Source organism: Stenotrophomonas sp. YJH_SMC_131 (genome assembly GCF_059367975.1).
Genome location: NZ_JCAFRJ010000011.1, coordinates 83293 through 103505, shown reverse-complemented (window position 1 = coordinate 103505; position 20213 = coordinate 83293). Strand labels below are relative to the sequence as shown.

Annotated in this window: 14 protein-coding genes; 10 read left to right on the top strand and 4 right to left on the bottom strand. The window is 66.6% G+C overall.

Annotated elements, in window-relative coordinates:
• Positions 1 to 28: 28 nt before the first annotated feature.
• Together AC5P56_RS19315 and AC5P56_RS19310 are read right to left on the bottom strand one after the other, a co-directional pair.
• Entirely contained in the window at positions 29 to 2107 is a 2079-nt protein-coding gene (locus AC5P56_RS19315; RefSeq protein WP_495231863.1) for a S9 family peptidase, read from the bottom strand.
• 241 nt (positions 2108 to 2348) lie between these two features.
• Positions 2349 to 4313 (bottom strand): OPT family oligopeptide transporter, encoded by a 1965-nt coding sequence (locus AC5P56_RS19310; RefSeq protein WP_014646348.1) that lies wholly within the window; start codon positions 4311 to 4313, stop codon positions 2349 to 2351.
• A gap of 277 nt (positions 4314 to 4590) precedes the next feature.
• Here AC5P56_RS19310 and AC5P56_RS19305 point away from each other — a divergent pair, with 277 nt between their 5' ends.
• From AC5P56_RS19305 to AC5P56_RS19295, 3 genes are all read left to right on the top strand, one after another.
• Complete coding sequence (locus tag AC5P56_RS19305) at positions 4591 to 5133, top strand: hypothetical protein (RefSeq protein ID WP_227863628.1); 543 nt, start codon at positions 4591 to 4593, stop codon at positions 5131 to 5133.
• A gap of 91 nt (positions 5134 to 5224) precedes the next feature.
• Positions 5225 to 6373, top strand: a complete 1149-nt coding sequence (locus tag AC5P56_RS19300; RefSeq protein ID WP_445392236.1) for an acetyltransferase domain-containing protein — start codon at positions 5225 to 5227, stop codon at positions 6371 to 6373.
• Between the two features lie 109 nt (positions 6374 to 6482).
• Entirely contained in the window at positions 6483 to 8237 is a 1755-nt protein-coding gene (locus tag AC5P56_RS19295) for a peptide MFS transporter (protein WP_014646346.1), read from the top strand.
• 54 nt (positions 8238 to 8291) lie between these two features.
• Here AC5P56_RS19295 and AC5P56_RS19290 read toward each other — a convergent pair whose 3' ends face one another.
• Together AC5P56_RS19290 and AC5P56_RS19285 are read right to left on the bottom strand one after the other, a co-directional pair.
• Entirely contained in the window at positions 8292 to 10280 is a 1989-nt protein-coding gene (locus tag AC5P56_RS19290) for an alpha/beta hydrolase family protein (protein ID WP_049441182.1), read from the bottom strand.
• A 163-nt stretch (positions 10281 to 10443) separates the two neighbouring features.
• Positions 10444 to 11079, bottom strand: coding sequence for a LysE/ArgO family amino acid transporter (locus tag AC5P56_RS19285; protein WP_005415673.1), 636 nt, complete (start codon positions 11077 to 11079; stop codon positions 10444 to 10446).
• A gap of 137 nt (positions 11080 to 11216) precedes the next feature.
• On the opposite strand from AC5P56_RS19285, the gene AC5P56_RS19280 reads away from it, so the two are divergent.
• The 7 genes from AC5P56_RS19280 (at position 11217) to AC5P56_RS19250 (ending at position 20213) form a co-directional block, all read left to right on the top strand.
• Positions 11217 to 12122 (top strand): LysR family transcriptional regulator ArgP, encoded by a 906-nt coding sequence (locus tag AC5P56_RS19280; RefSeq protein WP_495231862.1) that lies wholly within the window; start codon positions 11217 to 11219, stop codon positions 12120 to 12122.
• 185 nt (positions 12123 to 12307) lie between these two features.
• Positions 12308 to 12754: a GNAT family N-acetyltransferase gene (locus tag AC5P56_RS19275; RefSeq protein ID WP_014646343.1), complete on the top strand. Its 447-nt coding sequence runs from the start codon at positions 12308 to 12310 to the stop codon at positions 12752 to 12754.
• A 191-nt stretch (positions 12755 to 12945) separates the two neighbouring features.
• On the top strand, positions 12946 to 14634 hold the full coding sequence (gene mqo, locus AC5P56_RS19270) for a malate dehydrogenase (quinone) (RefSeq protein WP_495231861.1): 1689 nt from the start codon (positions 12946 to 12948) through the stop codon (positions 14632 to 14634).
• 325 nt (positions 14635 to 14959) lie between these two features.
• Positions 14960 to 17152, top strand: a complete 2193-nt coding sequence (locus tag AC5P56_RS19265) for a TonB-dependent siderophore receptor (protein WP_075076127.1) — start codon at positions 14960 to 14962, stop codon at positions 17150 to 17152.
• A gap of 181 nt (positions 17153 to 17333) precedes the next feature.
• Positions 17334 to 18977, top strand: a complete 1644-nt coding sequence (gene mdcA / locus AC5P56_RS19260) for a malonate decarboxylase subunit alpha (protein WP_495231860.1) — start codon at positions 17334 to 17336, stop codon at positions 18975 to 18977.
• Between the two features lie 10 nt (positions 18978 to 18987).
• Positions 18988 to 19308: a malonate decarboxylase acyl carrier protein gene (gene mdcC, locus AC5P56_RS19255; RefSeq protein ID WP_014646339.1), complete on the top strand. Its 321-nt coding sequence runs from the start codon at positions 18988 to 18990 to the stop codon at positions 19306 to 19308.
• Complete coding sequence (locus tag AC5P56_RS19250) at positions 19305 to 20213, top strand: biotin-independent malonate decarboxylase subunit beta (protein WP_495227380.1); 909 nt, start codon at positions 19305 to 19307, stop codon at positions 20211 to 20213. The genes mdcC and AC5P56_RS19250 overlap by 4 nt, the downstream gene beginning before the upstream one ends.

Genomic DNA, 20213 nt, shown 5'->3' with positions numbered 1-20213 from the left:
GCCGCCCCGGAGGGCGGCGCCGCAACCATCAGTTGCCGATGTGCTGCTTCAGCCAGGCATTGACGGTGTCATGCCACAGGATGCTGTTGTTCGGCTTCAGCACCCAGTGGTTCTCATCCGGGAAGTACAGGAACTTCGATTCGATGCCCTGGCGCTGGGCAGCGGTGAACGCGGCCAGGCCCTGCTCGACCGGGATGCGGAAGTCCTGCTGGCCGTGGATGACCAGGATCGGCTTCTTCCAGTCCGCCACGTGGTTGACCGGGTTGAACTTCTCGTAGTTCGCCGCCTTCTGGTACGGCGTACCGCCCTGCTCCCACTCGGTGAACCACAGTTCTTCGGTGGCGTAGCCCATCATGCGCTGGTCGAACACGCCGTCATGGTTGACCAGGCACTTGAACGGGCCGTTCCAGTTGCCGGCAATCCAGTTGACCATGAAGCCGCCGTAGCTGGCGCCCAGCGCACAGGCCTTGTCACCATTGAGGAAGGAATACTTCTTCAGCGCCGCATCCCAGCCCTTCTGCAGGTCTTCCAGCGGGCGGTCGCCCCAGTGCTGGCTGATCGCATCGGTGAACGCCTGGCCGTAGCCGGTGGAGCCGTGGAAGTCGATCATCACCACCGCATAGCCCTGGCCCGCGTAGGTCTGCGGATTCCAGCGGTAGCTCCAGCCATTGCCGAAGCTGCCCTGCGGGCCGCCGTGGATCAGGAACGCGACCGGGTACGACTTGCCTTCCTGGTAGTTGTGCGGCTTGACCACGTAGCCATGCACGGTGTCGTTGTTCCAGCCCTTGAACTCGAACTGTTCGTAGTCGCCGAAGCTGACATCCTTGAGCACCTCACCAGCGGCCGGGGTCAGCGCGCGCAGCTCGCCGATGGCTTCGCCCGCGGCCGGCAGCAAGCCAACCAACACCTGGTCGTTGCTCTTCAGGCTGTTGCGGGTGATCGCCACGCTGTTGCCGGCCACATCCACCGAGGTCACGCTGCCGTCGCCGATCAGCTTGGTGGCCTTGCCGCTGGCCACGTCGATCTGGAACAGCGGGTGTTCGCCGAGGTCATCGGCCGTGGTGTAGATGCTGGCGCCGTCGGCGGACAGGGTGATGCCGCCAGCCGAACGATCCCACTGCGGGGCGATCTCTCGGGTCTTGCCACTGGCCAGGTCCATCGCCATCAGGCCGAAGCGGTCAGCCTCGAAGCCCGGGCGCTTCATCGCGCGGTAGAACAGGGTCTTGCCGTCGGCACTGAACACCGGGCCGGCATCCCAGGCCGGGTTGGAGGCGGTCAGGTTGACCGGCGCCTGCTTGCCCGCCGCGTCGAAGCGGTACAGGTCGAAGTTGGTCGACCACGGCTCCTGCTTGCCGGCCGCGCGGATGCTGGCGACCACGCTGGCGCCATCCGGCGACCACGCGAAATCATCATTGCCGCCGAACGGCTTGGACGGGGCATCACCGTCGATGGTGGCGCTCAGCGCGGAAGCGCCCTTGACCGGACCGGCCTTGGCTGCCGGCAGCGGCGCGACGAACAGGGTGTTGCGGCGGCCGTCGTTCCAGGTATCCCAGTGGCGCACGAACAGCGAATCGAAGACCTTTCCACTGGCCTTGGCGCCGGCGACGTCCTTGAGCTTCTTCTCGGTGCAGGTCAGGTCCGAGGCACAGGCCTGGAACACGCCGGCGCTGAACAGCACGCGGTCGTCCTGCGGCGACACGTGGTAGCTGTCCACGTCGACCGGGAAGTCGGTCAGCTGGCGCGGGGCGCCGCCGCTGACCGGCTGCGCGTACAACTGCTGGCTGCCGTTCCTGGCGCTGAGGAAATACACGGTCTGGCCATCGGCCGACAGCGAAGCGGAATTGACGTTCCAGCCGGCCGGGGTGATCTGCTTCGGCGGCGCTGCGTCGCGGGTACGCAGGTTGCGCGCGTACAGCGCGGTGGAGGCCTTCAGGTTGGCATCCACGCTGCGCTTGGCGAACACCACGGTGCCGCCGTCAGCGGTCAGTACCGGTGCGGAGACGCGGTCCATGGCCACCATGTCGCGGACTTCCAGGCCACGGGCAGCGGCGACGCTGGGCAGGGCGGCCAGCAGGCTCAGTGGCAGCAGGGCATGACGCAGTTTCATCGGGGTCTCCGCAGGACGGCAAAAAACCGATGGTAGGCCCGTGCGGCCGGGGCTGCCAAGGCCATCGGTCATGGCTGCCGGTGGGGCGCGGCCCCGCCGCCAGAAAAAGCAAACCGCGCCGTGGCGCGGTTTGTGGGGACACCGGGGTCGGATCCGATTCCGACGGAATCGGCTCTGACCCCAGACGCTGTCAACCCGGGGGCAGAGCCCTTCCCTGCGGGAAGGGATCCGACCCCAACCCTTACGCCATGGCGCGCTTGCCGGTGCGGTAGATCAGCCAGCCGACCAGGAACAGCACGGCCAGGCCGATCCACTGTGCGCCCGGCAGGTGGAACGGCACGGCCAGCACGTCGGCGCGACTGCTCACCACGATCGGAATCGCGATGGCGATGCCCATCAGTGCCTCACCGGTGATCAGGCCGGCGGCGAACAGCACGCCCGGCTTGTGCACGCGGTCGCGACCTTCTTCGTCATCGGCACGCACCTTGTGGAAGCGCTCGACGAGGTAGGCGATCAGGCCGCCGAGGAAGATCGGCACCATCAGTTCCAGCGGCAGGTAGATGCCGATGGCGGCGGCCAGCACAGGCACGCGGAAGCGGGCGTTGCGCGACTTCAGCCAGCTGTCGAACGCGATGATGGCGGCACCGACCACGGCACCGATGCCGATGAAGGTCCACGGCAGTTCACCACCGAACAGGCCCTTGGCCACCGAGGCCATCAGGTTGGCCTGCGGCGCGGCCAGCGCGTTCGGGTGCAGCTCCGACTTCACGCCGATGCCGTAGGCGGTGGCCAGCAGGTTCAGCACCGGGGCCATGATCAGCGCGCACGAGAACGCACCGATGCCCAGCATCAGCTGCTGCTTCCACGGGGTGGCACCGACGATGTAACCGGCCTTGAGGTCCTGCAGGTTGTCACCGCCGACCGCTGCAGCACAGCACACCACCGCGCCGATCATGATCGCGGCCACCGCGCCCAGCGGCGCGCCGAAGGCGCCGACCGGCTGCAGGCCATCCTTGCCCAGCAGCACCACCAGCACGGCCGAAGCGAACAGGATGGTGGAGATGGTGATGCCCGAAACCGGGTTGTTGGACGAGCCGATCAGGCCAGCCAGGTAGGCCGAGACCGAAACGAACAGGAAGCCGGCGACGATCATGATGAGGGTCATCGGGATGGACACGTGCCACTGGCCGACGATGGCCTGGTACAGGGCCAGCAGCGGCAGCACGAACACCACCAGGGCGACCAGCATCCACTTCATCGGCAGGTCGCGCTCGGTGTGCGCCAGCACCGGGCCACCGCTCTTGCGGGCGGCGGCAAAGCCGCTCTTGACGCCGTTGAGCAGCGACTTGCGCAGCGAGATCAGGGTCCAGATGCCACCGATCAGCATCGCACCGACGCCCAGGTAGCGCATCTTCGCGCCCCAGATAGCGAACGCGGCCTCGGTGGACGAGGCAGCGGCAACCGACGCGGCCAGCGCCGGGTCGGTGTTCATGAAGAACGCCTGGTAGATCGGGATGGCAATGTGCCAAGTCAGGATCGAGCCGGACACCACCACGATGCCGACGTTGAGGCCGACGATGTAGCCCACGCCCAGCAGTGCCGGCGACAGGTTGGTGCCGATGAAGGCGGTGACCTTGGAACTGCCGACGTAGGCCGAGGTGGCCCAGGCATCGGGAATCAGGCGCATGCCGCTTTCCGCGGCCAGCTTGACGAAGGCACCGATCACCGCCGACAGGCCGAGGATCTTCAGGCCCGGGCCCGGGTTCTCACCGGCCTTGAGCACTTCGGCCGCAGCCTTGCCTTCCGGGAACGGCAGCGGGTCTTCGACAATCATCGAACGGCGCAGCGGCACCGAGAACAGCACGCCCAACAGGCCACCGAGGCCGGCGATGCCCAGCACCCACCAGTACTTGAAGTCCGGCCAGTAGCCCATGATCACCAGCGCCGGGATGGTGAAGATCACACCGGCGGCGATCGATGAACCGGCCGAGGCGCCGGTCTGCACGATGTTGTTCTCGAGGATGGAGCCACCGCCCAGCAGGCGCAGCACGCCCATGGAAATCACCGCGGCGGGAATGGCGGTGGCGATGGTCAGGCCTGCGAACAGACCGAGGTAGGCGTTTGCGGCCGACAGCACCACCGCCAGCACGATGGCCAGGGCCACTGCGCGGAAGGTGAGCTGCTTGGGCGCAGCGTCGTGGTTCATGGGAGCCCCTGCTGGCAAAAAATCCCCTGCACGCTAGCGTTCAGGAGGCGGCAAGTCCAGTGCGGTTCGGGAGGGTTGCGGCCAGGTCGGCAGTGAGATAGTCGTTTCTGGCCAAACTCGGCCAACGCATCAAGCGCGTGAGGCACATCCCGGAGGGCTGCCGGGCCTCGCGGTCTCTTTGTCCTGCAGGGGCCAGGCCAACCAGTACTGCAGCATTCCAGCCATCATCGTTTGAAGTGCCTCAACGCCCCGTGCATCGTGTTCATGATCTGAACCGATGACGCTGAGCCGCCCGATGAACAACCCACTGCGGATCCGCCCGATCAAATCACCGGTCGTAGCTGTCGTGACCCTGACCTGCCTGATGCCGCTTTGCGATTACGCATCTGCCTGGAGCCGCATTGGCGCAGTCGAGATCACCGACCACGCCGGCAAACCTTGTTTCGGACTACCCAAGAAGGAGCGCAAGCGTATCGGTAAAACTCCAGAGGTGTTTGGTGTGGAGGTGCATGACGCAATTACTCCACCGCTGCGGCGGCAATGGTCTTTCTACTTTGCCCATCCCGCATCAATCCCACTTCCCCCCGGAGCCTGCGTGGTCTACGGAGAAGTGCCAGCCAACGCCATTACAAGGCAGACGGCGATGCCGCTGCAGCCCGGACGCCTGTACGACGTATCGCTGTCGGCCACCAGGACCGGCGCCACGCAACACCACAGCGCCCGATTCTGCTTGAAGGCCAACCCCGACGGGAGCCTGCGAGCGATCCAGGTCCACTACGACGAGGCGCTGGGCTGGAGCCCCTCGGTTTGCCTGCCCTGAGCCGACGCGCGCGCTCGTCGGAACAGCTCAGCACGCGCTGGAAAGACGCAATTGTTATGTTATATCCTGCCACGCCGACCGAACTTCGTACGTGGCCCCTTCCCCCACTACCCGCCTGGCCTCCATCGACCAGCTGCGCGGCACCGTGATGCTGTTGATGCTGCTGGACCACGTGCGTGAGACCTTCTTCCTGCAACACCAGGTGAGCGACCCGATGGACGCAGCGACGGTCTCCCCTGCGCTGTTCGCCTGCCGTCTGCTGGCCCACCTGTGCGCCCCCGTGTTCGTGCTGCTGACCGGGCTGTCGGCCTGGCTGTACGGCCAGCGCCAGGCGGATCCGCGCGGGGCCACAGCTGCGTTCCTGCTCAAGCGCGGGCTGTTCCTGGTGGTGCTGGAACTGACCCTGGTGAATTTCGCCTGGACCTTCCAGCTGCCGCCGGAAACGCTGTACCTGCAGGTGATCTGGGCCATCGGGCTGAGCATGATCGCGCTGGCCGGGCTGCTATGGCTGCCACGCCCGGCCCTGCTGATGCTGGCAATCGCGGTGGTGGCCGGGCACAACCTGTTCGACGGCCTTCGGGTGCAAGGAAACGGCCTGCTGGCGGTGCTGTGGAAAGTGCTGCACCAGCGCGACTGGATCGAGGCCGGCGCGCTGCGCCTGCGCACCTCCTATCCGGTACTGCCGTGGATCGGGGTGATTGCGCTGGGTTATCTGATGGGGCCCTGGTTCGGCCGCGCGCGCGCGCCGGAGCAGCGCCAGCGCTGGCTGCTGTGGGCAGGCGTCGGCGCGCTGGCCCTGTTCGCGCTGCTGCGGTTCGCCAACCAGTATGGGGATGCTCCCTGGTCGTACCAGACCACTACGCTGCGCACGTGGTTGAGCATCTTCAACGTCACCAAGTACCCGCCGTCATTGCAGTTCCTGTTGCTGACCCTGGGCGTGGGGCTGTTGCTGCTGCGGCTGTACGAATGGCCGCCGCTGGCGCGGGCACTTCAGCCGCTGGCCGATATCGGCGCTGCGCCGATGTTCTTCTACCTGCTGCACCTGTACGTACTGAAGGGGCTGTACCTGGCCGCGTTGGCGGCCTGGGGGCCGACCCATGGCGAGCTATATGCCCTGGATTCGGTCAGCGGCCTGCTGCTGGTGGCCTGTGCGCTGGCGGTGGTGCTGTACCCGCCGACGCGGGCCTTCGCGCGGTTCAAAGCGCGAAGGCGCGATCTGCCTTGGTTGCGATACCTGTGAGCGGTGGCCGCCGGGGGAGCGCCATCCCTGCATGGCGTGGATCCACCGGCGGCTGCCTGCCCAGGCCCAGAGGCCTATAATCGCGCCCTTTCCGCTGTCCCCGCCGTCGATGACCGTTGCCGCCTCTGCTTCCGACGACTTCCTGGGCCACCCCAAGGGCGTCTACGTCTGCTTCTTCACTGAAATGTGGGAGCGCTTCTCCTTCTACGGCATGAAGGCGCTGTTGCTGCTCTACCTGACCAAATACCACCTGTTCGGCGACAAGGCCGGCCTGGACCTGCTCGGTGCCTACGGTGGCCTGGTGTACTGCATCCCGGTGTTCGGCGGCATGCTGGCCGACCGCTGGCTGGGCATGCGCCGGGCAGTGCTGTTCGGCGGCATCCTGCTGGTACTCGGCCACCTCGGCATGGCCTTCGAGGGCCACGCCGCGTACCGGGTGAACGGCGAAGTGGTGCGCGACACCTCGGCGCTGGCGGTGACCTACCTGTCGCTGGCGCTGATCATCATGGGCGTCGGCTTCCTGAAGCCGAACATCTCCACCATTGTCGGCAAGCTGTACGCCAAGGACGACCCGCGTCGCGACTCGGGCTTTTCGCTGTTCTACGCCGGCATCAACCTCGGCGCGCTGTTCTCGTCCCTGGTGTGTGGCTTCCTCGGTGAGGCCTACGGCTGGAAGTACGGTTTCGGTGCGGCCGGCATCGGCATGCTGGCCGGCCTGGCGATGTTCCTGTGGGGCCAGAAGTACCTGCAGGGCCATGCCGAACCGCCGCAACCGGCGGCGCTGAAGCAGAAGGTGCTGGGCCTGCCACGCGAATGGCTCATCTATCTGTGCGCGGTGCTCGGCGTGCTGCCGGTGGCATGGCTGATGTGGGCCGCCGGCAACGGCGCGTTCGCGCTGGGCGGTGAAATCAGCCTGGCGCTGATGCTGATGCTGGTGGTGCTGGGCGGCGTGCTGGTCTGGTTCGCCTGGTTCACCGGCACGAAATGCACGCCGGTGCAGCGCCAGCAGATGATCGCGCTGATGGTGCTGATCTTCATGGCGCTGGTGTTCTTCACGATGTACGAGCAGTCCTACGGCTCGTGGGTGACCTTCACCGACCGCCTGCTGACCAAGGACATCGTGCCCTCGTTGGTGATCACCGGCGGCACGCCGCTGCCGTGGTCGATCCTCTCGCTGCTGCTGGCACCGCTCGGCTTCGTGGTCAGCGCGCGCCTGTCGGAACGGCGCCCGGGCTCGGCCGCGCCGCGCACGTTCTTCGCCGCCATCGTCGTACTGATGCTGGTGCTGCTGGTGCGCGACTGCCTGGTGATTCCGCAGACCGCCGGCTCGCTGACCTACCTCGGCGGCCTGTTCCTGGTGCTGCTCGCTCCGGCCTTCGCCGCGCTGTGGACGTGGATGGACCGCCGCGGCTGGGAACCGGGCAAGCCGGTGAAGTCGGCCTGGGGCCTGGTGATCGGCGCGCTGTCGTTCGTGCCGCTGGCGCTGGCCGCACAGCAGGTGGGCGCCACCGGCGAGATGGCCAGCGTGTGGTGGCTGGTGCTGGCCTACTTCCTGCTGGCCAGCGGCGAGATGTGCCTCTCGCCGGTCGGCCTGTCGGCGGTGACCCAGCTGGCCGTGCCGCGGGTGATGAGCCTGATGATGGGCACCTGGTTCCTGGCCACCGCATTCTCGGAAACGCTGGCCGCGCTGTTCGGCAAGCTGGCCGCGATCGAGGTGCCGGAAGGCGAATCGCTGGACATGGTGGCTGCCGCCGGTGCCTACGCGCACCTGTTCTGGCTGCTGATGTGGATCGGCCTGGGTTGCGCGTTGGCGGCCTTCATCGCCGCGCCGCTGCTGAAGAAGATGATGCACGGGGTGAAGTAAGTCCCGCGTGCGGAAGACCAGGGCGGCGGAAAATTCATCCGCCGCCCTGTCAGCTCAGGGCGCCTTGTCCTTGCCGGCCACGGGCGCGGTCGTCGCGGTCTTGCCCCCCAGGCTGCGCGCCAGGAACGCCAGCAGCTTGTCGTAGTACTCGCTGCGATGCGCCTCGGTGTAGAAGCCGTGGCCTTCGGTCTTGTAGTACAGGCTTTCCACCGGTGTGCCGGCGCGCTTGAGCGCCGCTTCCATGCGCTCGGTATGCTGGATCGGCGCACGCTTGTCTTCGCCACCGGCGGCGAGGAACACCGGCACCTTGATCCGTTCGGCCAGGTTCACCGGCGACACCGCGCCCAGCTTGGCCGGATCACCCAGCCATTCGCGCAGGTAGGTCACGCCTGAGCCGCGGTCCTGGATATCGCCACGGGTGTACATCATCGGCAGGTCGTAGACCCCCACATAGCCGGCCGCGCACTGATACAGCCCGGGTTCGCGGGCCGCCCCCATCATCGCCGAGTAGGCCCCGTAGCTGGCGCCATAGATGCAGATGCGACGAGCATCGGCGATGCCTTCGCTGATTGCCCAGCGGGTGGCATCGGTGACATCGTCCTGCATCGCCGCGCCCCACTGCTGCGCACCGGCCTGGGTGTGGGCCCGGCCGTAATTGCCCGACCCACGGAAGTTGACCTGCAGCACCGCATACCCGGCGGCGGCCAGCATCTGGGTTTCGCGGTCGTACTGGCCGGAATCGAAGATGTCGAACGGACCGCCATGCGGCATCACCACCATCGGCAGGTTGCGGCCGTTGCTGCCGGCCGGCAGGGTCAGGAAGCCATGCAACGGCAGCCCGTCCCGCGCCTTCAGTGCAATCGGCTTCACGCTGGCACTGCGGTCCACGTCAATCCAGTCGCTGCGGCTGATCAGGTGGTCAGCCTTGCGCGCCACCGTGTCGTAGACGTAGAAATCGCCCGGGTTCGAGCCCGACCAGGTTTCCACCAGCACGACACGGCCATCGCGGGTGCTGGAGGTGATGTAGACCGGCCCTCCGAAGGCGGCTTCCAGGCTGCGGTACAGGCGCGCCTCCGGCGACTTCTCGTCGAAGAACCGGGTACGCGGCGTATCGCCCAGATAGAGCGCGCCCACCGGCACGTGGGTGCCGGGCCGATGGATGATGCGATACGGATTGACCACCTCGTCGCGCAGCAGCGTGGCACGCTCGCCGGTCTGCGGGTTCCAGCTGACGATCGCGTCCGGGCCCTGGGTCTGCTCGACGTTGAGGTAGGCCAGGCTGTCATCGGCCGAGAAGCCGAGGGCGGTTTCGATGCGCTTGCTGACGGCCTCGTCGTTGATCAGCTTCCAGCTGTCGCCACTGCGTTCGCGGAAGTACAGCTTGTTGATGTTGTCGCTGCCCGAGCCATGCACGAAGCGCACTTCGCCGGCGCCGTCGGTGGTGAACTCGCCGCGCCGTACCGGCGAGGACGCCACCCGCGAGCGACGACCCGTAGTCACATCCATGCGATCTACGCGGGTGTACGGATCCTCGGCCAGCGGCCATACGGTCACCAGCACGTTGCGCTCGTCGCCCGGCAGGTCGTCGGCCAGGAAGGCGGCCACTGCTTCGACCTTCTTCGGCTGGATGCGGGTCCCCGGGCCCTTGCTTTCGACGCGATAGCCGACCAGCAGCTCGCCACGGTTGCCGTTGGCGTCGATGGCATAGAGTTCGCCGGTGGGATTGGGTTGGTCGAGCGAGCCCCACTTCTGGGCCAGGCCGATCAACAGGCGCTCGTTGCTGACCCAATCGAATTCCTGCGCGTGGTTGCGGCTGGGCGGCCAGAAACTGCCGACCACCTCCTTGTCCTTCAGGCGCAGGATCGCGATCGCGGTGCTGTCCTCCCTCGGCACCGTTGCCGCTACGTACTCGCCCCCCGGCGAGATCTTGATGTCGGTGAAGGTCTCCCGCCGCAGGTACTGCGTCAGATCCACCGCCCCCGCGCTGCCTGCGGCAACGCCCCCGATGACGGCCAGTGCGGCCGCCAGAATCGTCCTGTGCATCCTTCCCCTGCTCCTGTGGACACCTTGTCCTGGTCTCCGATTCTAGGCAGGGCAATGGGTTTCCCGCCAGAGCCGGAAAAGACGACGGCACCGTTGCCGGTGCCGTCGTTGCCACTACCTTGGAGAGAGAGTCAGGACGTGGGTTCGGGGGGCGTGCGCCGGGTCAGTGGACCCCGCGCACCGCCAACATGAGGGCCAGGATGCTGAGGATCACGGCGATGGTGCCGTCGAGCACGCGCCAGGTGCTGGGCTTGGTGAACAGCGGCGCCAGCAGGCGTGCGCCAAGGCCCTGCGCGGTCAGCCACAGGCAGCTGGCCGTGACCACGCCCGCAGCGAAGGCCATGCGGGCATTGCCGAAGTTCTCGGCGATGGAGCCGATCACCATCATGTCCAGCCAGAAGTGCGGGTTGATCAGCGAGAAGCCGACCGCGGCCATCAGCACCGCGCGACGGCTGCCGTCGTCGCTGTCGGCCTCGCCCATGCCACCGCCGCCGGCGATCGCACGGCGTGCCGACTTCATCGCATACCAGGCCAGGAACGCGACACCGGTCCACAGCACGGCGGTGGTCAGCCACGGCAGCGCCGAGGTGAGCGTGCGCAGGCCGGCCACGCTGGCGAAGATGAAGATGGCATCGATGGCCGCGCAGGTGGCGACCACCGGCACGATGTGCTTGCGCAGGATGCCTTGGCGCAGAATGAAGGCGCTCTGGGCGCCGACCACGGCGAACAGGCCGATGCCGGTGGCTGCACCAGAGAACCAGGCACCGAGGCCGGTGCTGGCGGAGATGACCGAGAACATGGGATTCACTGCCTTGTATTGCTTGGGGGACGGTGCCTCGCGAAGGCGGACAGCACCGGAACGGGCGCCATTGTCGCGCCGCAACATGGAAAAGACGAGCTAAACTTCCTAAACCAACATTAGCGGAGCTTAATTCGATGCGCATCGATCATGCCCAGCTGCGCGCCCTGGCCGCGGTGATCCGCGAAGGCAGCTTCGACCGCGCCGCGCAATCGCTGAACGTCACGCCCTCGGCCATCTCGCAGCGGATCAAGGCACTGGAGGACCGGATCGGCCGCCTGCTGGTCAAGCGTGGCACCCCGGCCACCGCGACCGCCGAGGGCCAGTTGCTGGTGCAGCTGGCCGAGCAGACCGCCCTGCTGGAACACGATGCGCTGCACCGCATGGGCCTGGCGGATGAGGACCTGCCCCAGGCCAGCATCCCGGTGGCGGTGAACCACGACAGCCTGGAAACCTGGTTTCCGCAGGCCGCGGCGCAGTTCGCGCAGGGTACCGGGACCACCCTGGACCTGCGCGTGGAGGACCAGGACCACACCGTCGAACTGCTGCGCCAGGGCACGGTGCTGGGTGCGGTGACCACGCTGGACGAGCCGGTGCAGGGCTGCCAGATCCATGCGCTGGGCAGCATCCGCTATGCAGCGACCTGTACTCCTGAATTCCGCGAACGCCACTTCGCCAAGGGAGTGACCGCGCAGGCACTGGCGCAGGCACCGGTACTGGTGTTCAACCGCAAGGACGACATGCAGTCGCGCTTCGCCCGGCGCATGGCCGGCGATGACCTGCCCAGCACCGCACCGACCTGGTGGATCCCCTCCACCCGCGCCTTTGTGCAGGCCAACCTGGGCGGCATGGGCTGGACGATGAATCCGCTGCCGCTGGTCAAGCGGCACCTGGACGCCGGCCGCCTGGTCTACGTACGCCAGCGCGCGTGGGAAGACGTGCCGCTGTACTGGCAGCACTGGAAGGGCGACGTGCAGACCATGGCCCTGCTGACCCGCGCCGTGCTGGATGCATCCTCGGCATTGATCCGGCGCAAGCGCTGACGCACAGCGCAAAAAGGGGACGGAGGGGATTAAGTCGCTTAAGGCCAATACGACATCCAAGGCAAATACGGCTTAATCCCCTCCGTCCCCTTTTTCGGGGCTCCATCGGATCTCCATCAAGCCTACACACCGGGTCCATGCGCGATGCGGATACTGGCGGGCCGACCATTACAAGGATGTCCGGCATGCCCGTGTACCTGCGCGATGCCCGCCCCGAGGATGCCGCTGCCTGCATCGATCTGCGTGGGCGCACCCGCGAGAACGCCTTCAGCGCCGAGCAGCTGGCCCAGCTGGGCATCACTGTGGACAGCTGGGCGGCCGGCATCGCCCAGGGCGATTCGATCGGCCGCGTCGCCTGGGAGGGCGAGCGCATGGCCGGCTACTGCTTCGCCGACCGCGACAGCGGCGAGGTGCTGGTGCTGGCCCTGCTGCCGGACTACGAGGGCCGCGGCATCGGCCGCCAGCTGCTGCAGGAAGTGGTCAGCCTGACCCGCGATGCCGGCCACCGGCGGCTGTTCCTGGCCTGCTCGGCCGACCCGCGTTCGCGCTCGCACGGCTTCTACCGCCGCCTGGGCTGGCGCCCGACCGGCGGGGTCGATGAGGCTGGCGACGAGATCCTTGAGCTGGTCTGATCCCACCGTCGCCGGGCATCGCCTGCCGCCCATGTGGCAGCACCGCGAAACATCGGATGCTGCGTTGCATCAAAAAAGGACCGGATCCGGTTAGAATCACCGGTGGATGATGCAAGGCGTTGTTTCTTCACGCCCTTTCCCTGCCCCACGCGCATCCTGACCCCTTCCCCTCCGCCAACGATCCCGCCCCCATGAAGAAATTTGGCAAGGCTCTTCTCGCCCTGCTCGTGCTGCTGTTGCTGGCCGCCGCGCTGTTCCTGTACTGGCCGCTGACCCAGCGCTCGGTGCCTGCCGCCAGCAACGACAAGCCCGTCGATGTTGTGCTGGTCGGCGCCGGCATCATGAGCATCACCCTGGCCACCTACCTGCAGGAGCTGCAGCCGGACTGGAACATCCAGGTCTACGAACGCCTCGACGGCGTCGCCGGTGAAAGCTCCGATGGCTGGAACAACGCCGGCACCGGCCACTCGGCGTTCGCCGAACTGAACTACACCCCGGAACTGCCCGACGGCAGCATCGAGACCAAGCGTGCGGTCGGCATCGCCGAATCGTTCGAGGTCTCGCGCCAGTTCTGGTCGCATCAGGTGAAGGAGGGCCGGCTGAGCCAGCCCAGCGACTTCATCAACCCGACCCCGCACATGAGCTTCGTCTGGGGCGATGACAACATCGCCTACCTGCACAAGCGCCAGCAGGCCCTGGTCAAGAATCCGCTGTTCTACGGCATGCAGTACTCCGAGGATCCGGCCCAGATCAAGCAGTGGGCCCCGCTGCTGATGGAAGGCCGTTACCCGAAGCAGAAGGTTGCCGCCACCTGGATGCCGCTGGGCACCGACGTCAACTTCGGCGTGATCACCCGCCAGCTGACCGCCGGCCTGCAGCGCAGCCCGAACTTCAGCCTGCACCTGAACCATGAAGTGAGCGCGCTGCGGCAGAACGCCGACAAGAGCTGGAACGTGACAGTGAAGGACCTCAAGGCCGGCACCGAATCCACCACCCACGCCCGCTTCGTGTTCATCGGTGCCGGTGGCGCCGCACTGAAGCTGCTGCAGATGTCGGGCATTCCGGAATCGAAGGACTACGCCGGCTTCCCGGTCGGCGGCCAGTTCCTCGCCTTCCAGGGCCAGGACGTGACCTCGCGCCATGGGGTGAAGGCTTACGGCATGGCCGAGACCGGCTCGCCGCCGATGTCGGTGCCGCACCTGGATGCGCGCAAGCTGGACGGCAAGCCGGTGGTCCTGTTCGGGCCGTTCGCGCTGTACAGCACCAAGTTCCTCAAGCACGGCTCGTGGTGGGACCTGTATTCCTCGGTCACCCACAACAACGTTGGCCCGATGCTGGAAGTGGGCAAGGACAACCTGGACCTGGTGCAGTACCTGATGGGACAGGCGCGCCTGAACGATGCCGACCGCCAGGCCGAACTGGTCAAGTACTTCCCCAATGCCAAGCCGGGTGACTGGAAGCTGGTCACCGCCGGCCAGCGCGTGCAGATCATCAAGCGCGATCCGCTGAAGGGCCCGGTGCTGCAGTTCGGTACCGAGATCGTGACCGACAAGGACCACACCCTCGCCGCCCTGCTCGGCGCGTCGCCGGGCGCGTCGACCTCGCCGCCGATCATGCTTGACCTGATGGCCAAGGCCTTCCCGGAGCAGATGAAGGCCGGCTGGGAAACCCGCCTGCGCGAGATCGTGCCGTCGTACGGGCGCAAGCTCAACGACAGCGCCGCGCTGGTCAACGAGATCCGCACGCTGACCAGCCAGACCCTGCAGCTGCCCTACCTGGAGGTGCCGGTGGACGCGAACGCGGCATCGCCCGCTCCGGCGGCGGTTCCGGCGCCGGCCAAGGAAAAGCGCAACGCCAACGAGGAACTGCAGGCGCTGTAAGCCCGCAGGTTCCTTTCGATGCAGACGGACGGCCACCTTCGGGTGGCCGTTTGCGTTTGTGCAGGTTACGCCTGTAGAGCCGAGCCCATGCTCGGCTCCGGCAAAAAGCAGCCGAGCATGGCTCGGCTCTACAGAAAGCGATGCCCCGTGCCGGGAACCCTGCGCACAATGACGCGAATTGTAATGTTGTTAAGAATTATTTACATTTGCGTCCTGCGCAGTGACCGCGCCTCGCCCCAGACGGACCTGACCGTGCCCGAAGCCGCCGCCCCGGGTGCTGGACGACTGTTGCCGCCCCTCCCCGCCTCCACGCTTCGAGCCCACCATGTGCCTGACCTTCGATAACCGCCTGCCCCGCCGCGCGCTGCTGCCGGCTGCCCTGCTTTCGTCTTTGACCCTGCTGGCCGCGCCCAGCGCGTTCGCCGCCACTGATGGCGCTGCCGACGCCAAGACCCTGGACCGGGTGAGCGTGCGTGCCGAACAGTCGGCGCCGCCGGCCAGTACCACGCGCCTGCCGATCACCCTGCAGGAAACCCCGCAGTCGGCCACCGCGATCAGCCTGCAGCGCCTGCAGGACGAATCGCTGTTCAGCATCAACGATGTGATGCGCAACGTGACCGGCGTCAGCGTGTCCTTCTATGACACGCAACGCCCGCTGTACTACGCGCGCGGCTTCGCCATCACCGACTTCCAGGTCGACGGCATTCCCACCTACAGCGGCTCGACCAACCAGGAGTACGACACCGCCTTCTACGACCGCATCGAAGTGATCCGCGGTGCCAACGGCCTGCTCAGCGGCGCCGGCGTGCCGTCGGCCACGGTCAACCTGCTGCGCAAGCGCCCCGGCAAGGAATTCGACGCGTCGTTCGCGGTCAGCGCCGGTAGCTGGGACTACCGCCGCATGGAAGCCGACGTAACCGCGCCGCTGACCGCCGACGGCCGCTTCCGCAGCCGCGTGGTCGCCGCCTACACCGATCGTGGCCTGTATTACGACCGCTACAAGGAAAACAAGATGGCCGGCATGGCGGTGCTGGAAGGCGACGTCACCGACAGCACCACGGTTACCGTCGGCTACCAGACCCAGGACAACAACCCGACCGGTTCGACCTGGGGCACCGTGGCGTTCTTCGACAACCAGGGCAACTTCGCCCATCTGGCGCGCTCGACCAACCTGTCGCCGAAGTGGAGCTACTGGAAGCGCGAAAGCAATACCGCCTTCGCCAACCTGGAACAGCGTTTCGGCGACCACTGGCTGCTGAAGATCAACACCGCCTACACCCGCGGCAACGTGCAGAACGTGCGCCTGTACGGCACCGGCAACCCGGACCCGGTGACCGGCGCGGGCATCTACCTGCGCGCGGCCGCCGGTGATTCGAAGGACACCCGCCGCAATGTCGATGCCTACCTGACCGGCAGCTTCCCGCTGTTCGGCCGCGACCACGACCTCACCGTCGGCGCGCAGTGGTCGGACCTGGAAGGCACCACCAATACCGTGGCGCTGAACTTCCCGGGCGACTGGGCGACCTGCGGGCGTGAGCGCTGCTACTACATCCCCAACGTGTTCAACTGGAACGGCGACATCTCCGAAGTGACCTACACCCGCACCGGCGCACGCCGCGTGGCCAAGACCACGCAGAGCGGCGTCTACCTGGCCACCCGCCTGCGCCTGGCCGAGCCGCTGTCGCTGATTGCCGGTGCGCGCCTGAGCCGCTGGGAAACGCTCAGCCGCTCGTACAACGCTGCCGGCGCCTATACCGGCACCAGCGGTGCATACAAGGTGAGCGATGAGGTCACTCCGTACGTGGGCCTGGTCTACGAGATCACCCCGAACGTGTCGGCCTATGCCAGCTACACCGAGATCTTCAATCCGCAGAACTACAAGGACCGCAACGAGAACCTGCTGGCACCGGTGCAGGGCTCGAACCTGGAAGCGGGCATCAAGACGCAGTGGTTCGATGGCCGCCTGACCGCCAATGCGGCGGTGTTCGAGGCCAAGCAGGACAACTACGCGGTACGTGACATGAGCGTGCCGGAAGGTACGCTGAGCGACGGCAGCTCGGCCTATATCGGCATCAACGGCACCAAGGCGCGCGGTTGGGAGATGGACGTCAACGGCGAGATCCTGCCGGGCTGGACGGTCAATGCCGGCTACACCCGCGTCAAGGTGACCCGCGCCGCCACCGACCTGCTGTACGCCAATCCGCCCAAGGACCTGCTGCAGCTCAACACCCAGCTGCAGCTGCGCGGCGCGCTGGAGCGACTGAGCATCGGCGGTGGCCTGCAGTGGCAGAGCCGGGTGCAGGGCTACAACATCGCCTACCCGCTCGGCGGCACGGTGACGGTGAACCAGCCGGCGTATTCGCTGGTGCAGTTCAACGCCAACTACCGCATCAGCGACAACTGGACCGCGACGCTGAGCGTGCGCAACGCGCTGGACAAGACCTACTGGGCCAACCTGGACTACAACAACTTCGGCGAGCCGCGCTTCGTGTCGGCCAGCCTGCGCTGGAAGTTCTGAGCAAACGACGGGTGCAAGGTGGGTGCCGACCGTTGGTCGGCACGCCCTCCGCCACGACCACGGTCGTGGGCTACCTGAATGGGCCCGTCTCCGTGCGGGCCTTTCCTTTTGCTGCACTGCAGGTTGCACCCTACGCCGTAATTATGCCGTAATTATTCCAACACCCGTCGGAAGCCGGTCAATGAACCCGAGCTGGGATACGTTGGAACGCAGTCGCCAGGCCCGCCTGGAACGTGCCGCGCCGTGGGCCCGGGAACGCGAGGTCGCCGCCGGCGACGTAGGCGAGCTGCTGCATGCACTGCTGGAGCCCGGCGACAAGGTCTGCCTGGAGGGCAACAACCAGAAGCAGGCCGATTTCCTCGCCCAGGCCCTGGCCGATCTTGATCCGGCCCGCGTGCACGACCTGCACATGGTGCAGTCGGTGCTGTCGCTGCCCTCGCATCTGGATGTATTCGAGCGTGGTATCGCTTCGAAACTGGACTTCTCGTTCTCCGGCCCGCAGTCGGTGCGCCTGGCCAACCTGGTGGCTGAAGGGCGCATCCAGATCGGTGCCATCCACACCTACCTGGAACTGTTCGGCCGCTACTTCATCGACCTGACCCCGCGCGTGGCCCTGGTCGCCGCGCAGGCCGCAGACCGGCACGGCAACCTGTACACCGGCCCGAACACCGAAGACACGCCGGTGATCGTCGAAGCCACTGCCTTCGGTGGCGGCATTGTCATCGCCCAGGTCAACGAGATCGTCGACACCCTCCCCCGCGTCGACATTCCCGCTGACTGGGTCAACTTCGTGGTGCAGGCGCCGAAGCCGAACCACATCGAACCGCTGTTCACCCGCGACCCGGCGCAGATCTCCGAGATCCAGGTGTTGATGGCGATGATGGCGATCAAGGGCATCTACGCCGAGTACGGCGTGAACCGCCTCAACCATGGCATCGGCTTCGATACGGCGGCCATCGAACTGCTGCTCCCCACCTACGCCGAATCGCTCGACCTGAAGGGAAAGATCTGCCAGCACTGGGCGTTGAACCCCCACCCGGCACTGATTCCGGCGATCGAATCGGGCTTCGTCAGATCGGTGCATTCGTTCGGTTCGGAACTGGGCATGGAGAAATACATCGCCGCGCGAGGTGATGTGTTCTTCACCGGCGCCGATGGCTCGATGCGTTCCAACCGCGCGTTCTCGCAGACCGCCGGCCTGTATGCCTGTGACATGTTCATCGGCTCCACCCTGCAGATCGACCTACAGGGCAACAGTTCCACTGCCACCCGTGACCGCATCGCCGGCTTCGGCGGTGCACCGAACATGGGCTCGGACGCACGCGGCCGCCGCCATGCCAGCGAGGCCTGGATCAAGGCCGGGCAACAGGCTGCGCGCCCGGGCGAAATGCCACGCGGGCGCAAGCTGGTGGTGCAGGTGGTGGAAACCTTCCGCGAGCACATGGCACCGGCCTTCGTCGAACGGCTCGATGCCTGGGAACTGGCCGAGCGCGCGCAGATGCCGCTGCCGCCGGTGATGATCTATGGCGACGACGTCAGCCATGTGCTGACCGAAGAAGGCATCGCCAACCTGCTTTTGTGCCGCACCCCTGAGGAACGCGAACAGGCGATCCGCGGCGTGGCCGGCTATACCGCCGTGGGCATGGGGCGCGACCGCGCGATGGTGGAGAACCTGCGCGACCGCGGCGTGATCCGCCGTCCCGATGACCTCGGCATCTCCGTGCGCGATGCCAGCCGTGACCTGCTGGCGGCGCGTTCGGTGAAGGACCTGGTGCGCTGGTCCGGCGGCCTGTACGACCCGCCCAAGCGCTTCCGCAACTGGTAAGGGGCTGAGCATGGAAACCCTCGACTATCGATTCGAAGGGCACACTGCGGTGCAGTTTCCGCGCGACGCGGTGCTGGTCGGCGTGCTGGCCTCGGGCAACCTGGAAATCCTGCTGGAGCCGGCCGCACTGGACGGCGCGATGACGGTGCGCATCATCACCGCCGCGAAGGGTTTCGGCAGCGTGTGGCAAGCGGTGATCAGCGACTTCGCACAGCGTCATCCGCTGCGCGATGTACGCATCTCGATCAACGATGCCGGTGCCACCCCGGCGGTGGTCAGCCTGCGCCTGGACCAGGCCGTGGAAACCCTGCGTGCTGGAGATCCACGATGAACCGGAGGCAGCGCTACAGCTACTACGAAGCCGATGCGCGCGAGCGTATCGCCAGCCTGGTCGATGCCGGTTCCTTCAGGGAATTCCTCGGCCCGGCGCGGCGGATGATGAGCCCGCACCTGGCACAGCTCGACCAGCCCGCGGCGTTCGACGACGGCATCGTTGTCGGCGAAGCCACGCTGCGTGGCCGACGCGTGCTGCTGGCCGCGCAGCAGGGTGAATTCATGGGCGGCGGCGTGGGCGAAGTGCACGGTGCCAAACTGACCGGGCTGCTGCGCCGCGCAGCCGAAACACATCCCGAAGGCGTGCTTCTGCTGCTGGACACCGGTGGTGTGCGCCTGCACGAAGCCAATGCAGGGCTCATCGCCATTTCCGAGATCATGCGCGCCACCCTGGACGCGCGTGCAGCGGGTGTGCCGGTGATCGCGCTGATCGGCAGCGGCAACGGCGCCTTCGGCGGCATGGGCATCGTCGCCCGCTGCTGCAGCACGGTCATCATGTCCGAAGAGGGGCGCCTGTCGCTGTCCGGCCCGGAAGTGATCGAAACCGTGCGCGGCGTGGAAGAGTTCGATTCCCGCGATCGCGCGCTGGTCTGGCGCGTAACGGGAGGCAAGCACCGCTACCTGATCGACCAGGCACAGGTGCTGGTGCCCGATGCCATCGAGGCCTTCGCGCAGGCGGCCAGCAACGCGCTGCAGCCTGATACCAGTAGCACCGATCCGGATACTGCACTGGCTGCGCTGCAGGAACGCCATGCGGCATTGAAGGCGCGCGTGCAGGCCTGGGGCGATTGCCGCGATGGCCTGGAGATCTGGGCCCGCCAAGGCATCGCAGCCCCCGAGCGACTACCGCTGCTCGACACCGATGAGTTCCTCATCGCCACCGCCGACCGGAGCCTGCCATGA